The 3,124-nt window shown below is 63.3% G+C and carries 1 protein-coding gene; it reads right to left on the bottom strand.

Annotated elements, in window-relative coordinates; translation table 11 throughout:
* A partial coding sequence (locus tag AC1DBQ_RS22675; protein WP_476930652.1) for a N,N-dimethylformamidase beta subunit family domain-containing protein occupies positions 1–3,092 on the bottom strand: 3,092 nt, incomplete at its 3' end.
* Between the last annotated feature and the right edge of the window lie 32 nt (positions 3,093–3,124).

Below are 3,124 nucleotides of genomic sequence, written 5' to 3' on the forward strand. Positions count from 1 at the left end.
GAGGAGAACGTCGCCTGCTGCCAGCCCGAGTCCGTTTCCCCCGTGAACGTCACCGACGCCAGGAGCGTCCCGGTAGCCGTCCACAAATGCCCCGTGTGGGTTCCGGTATTCCCGGCCCCCTTGTAGAACCGGACCCCCGTCACCGTCCCGGCCACATCCGCACGGAACTTCATCCCCAGTTCCACAGCATTCGGATCATTGGCGGAAACAGTTGTTGGCACCGAATTTGAGCTGAAAACATTGCATGGGCAACTGACGGCAGCGGCGGTGGTGAACGCCCACGAATAGGGCGCCGCCATGGTCTGCCCCGTCGTATTCGTCGCACCGCTGACCGTGGCCGTGTAGGTGGTCCCGGGGCTCAGGGCCGTCCCGGGAGTAAACGTTGCAGTTCTGGCCGCCGAGTCGTAGCCGACCGTACCGGCCACCGCAGCGTTGGCCGCATCCTTGAGCGAGAACACCACCGACGACGCCGTCACCGCCTGATCAAACGTCACGGCAGGCTTCACCGCTGTGTCAACGCCGGCGGTGTTGTTGGTCGGCGACACGGCCGCGATCGTCGGCGCGGCCGGCGGCGCCGCCGTCGTGAACGTCCACGAATACGGTGCCGCCATGGACTGGCCCGCGGCATTCGTGGCACCACTGACCGTGGCTGTGTAGCTGGTGCTGAAGGCCAGGGGCGACCCGGGGGTGAACGTCGCTGTGTTCGTGGCCGAGTCGTATGTCGCCGATCCCTGGACCGTCGTGTTTGCCGCGTCCTTCGCGGTGAAGACCACGGACGACGCCGTTACGCCCTGGTTGAAGGTCGCGGATGGCTTCACCGCCACATCGACACCTGTCGCGTTGTTGGACGGTGATACCGATGAAATTGCCGGTGCGGGGCTGCTCGACGGGCTGAAGACCGCGTCCACCCAGTAGTACTCCGCGTCGTACACCTGATSGGGGAAGGAAGACGACGAGCCGTACTTGTAGAAGCCGTTCGGGCTGCCAGGCAGGCTCCGAGTGAAGTGAAGCGGCGTGCCTMCCGTGCTGCMGTTACCTGCGGGTGCCGGTGAGGGATGGTTGTAGAAATAGGYGGTGTCCTGCGCGTAGTGACCGGCCGGGGCGAAGTAGGACACCACGTATTTCGTATTCGCGGTGACCGCGAGGGGCGGAGACAGGGTGGCACTCTGCCAGCCGGTTGCCGATTCCCCACTGAAAGTGACCGTGGCAAGCCGTTGCCCGGATTCGTTCCAGACGCTGCCTACGTGGGTGCCGGTATTCTTGGCGGACTTGAAGAACCGCAACGCGCTGATGGTTCCCGCGACGTCTGAGAAGAATTTGGCCCCGACCTCGATTCCGCTGGCGTCGCCAGCGTCAGGAACAGCCGGACTGATGTTAGTACCGATCACGGAACATGGACATGACACATTCGTGACCCTGCCGGCCGTAGGCGATTCGATATTGCCGCTGTCATCAACGGCCCGGGAACGCAGAGTCGACGTCGGGCTTCCGTGTGCATTCCAGCTGAAGGTCCAGTCCGAGGTGCCCGTTGCCGGRCGCCAGGTTGCACCACCGTCCGTCGAGACCTCGACGCCGGCAACCACGCCGCCGACGTCGGCGGCAGTGCCCGTCACGGTGACAATCGTGCCATCCGAAACGGTTGATCCTGCTGTAGGCGAAACGATGGTGGATGTCGGAGCCGTCAAGTYTGTCGACGCAGACGCGGTCACCAAGCCAGCCGTGAGCGACGTGGGTTGCGTCCCCATGTCGGCAAAAAGGTTGACCGTGGCCTGTTGCATGTTCTTGTCCGCGGCTTTCCCGGTGGTGAAGCCGTCCAGCCCCCAGGACCATTGCACCGTGCCGGATCCGAACACCAGGGCACCGCTCGGAGCCTTGTACATTGTCAGGTTGTGCGTCGCTGACTGACCGCCGAGCGTCCTGGAGCCGTAATCGGTGAAGACTTCCGCCGAGGAACTGACTGTGCTGGAAAGTCTGAACGAGCCAGCAGGCCGGAAGCCGTTATCGGCGTCAATGTCCCACTCGTAGCCGAGCGTGCCGACTCCGGCGCCCAGAGTGGCCGAGGCGCCGGTGGCCAAGCTCGCAATCGAGGTCCCCCGCCATAGCCTGAGCTGTTTGTACGCTGCCGGCACCACGATGTCGGTGGTTCCCGAATTGACGATGAAAAATTGCCCTGTCAGGGCGTTCTCCGGGTTTCCTCCGCCAYCGGTTGTTCCAAAGCGCGGGTCCCGCCAGGTCCCGGTCCACGCGACAGGGTCCGTGGGGGCGTCAAAGTGCGTGTCTTTGTAGGCCACCAGAGTCCTGTCCGGTGAGTTCGTCCCGTCGGAGCTGGGTTCCAGCCGAGTCTTCCAGAACATTTCGTTTCCGCTGAAGAACGCCAGGTTCACACCGGCGTCGYGGGCAGCCTCAACATTGGCCCGTTGATCGCCTGTCCAGTATTCGTCGTGGCCCACAGACATAAAGACCTTGTGATTGAGCAGCAACGTCCCCCGAGTGGAGACGTCAACGCCGCTCATGTAGCTCACGTCGTAGCCGTTGGCCTCCATGAACCGGATMATCGGATATTCGGCGTACATCAGCCAGCTTCTGCCCTGGTCATCCGCAGCTGAGTTGAAGGGCCTGTTGTATGAGACTTTGAACGCGGATTTGTAGGCGAGCGGTTCACCCGGAGGGCAGGACACGGTGCAGCTGTACAGGCTGTTGCCGCCGTAGCTGTTGTAGGCCTGCCACGTGGAATCAGAGGTCTGGAAGAGCATGGCGGAGTGGGCGGTGTCGTCGCGGACGATAAAGGGAACGACGCTTGCATCGCTGGTGTCGTTGCGCACGAGCCGGGCCAGATAAACGCCGGACACGGCCGAGGCCGGGACCTGCCAACTGGCCGAAACGCCCCAGTTGCCGCAATCGATCAGGCCGGTGGCGGAGAACGTCGCGCACGCCGGCTGGGTCTGCGGAAGTGCAGCGCTCGGGAGCACGTTGGCCGCGATCTTCCGGGCGCCCAGCCCCTGGTAGTACCCAAGGCGGTACACATCGATGTGATACGACGTGGACGGCGTCTTGACCTTGAATTTCACAGTGTCGCCAATGTTGACGCTCATGGACGTGGCATAGCCCTGGATCGTGCTGCTGC

Source organism: Arthrobacter sp. 10T413_2 (genome assembly GCF_056394205.1).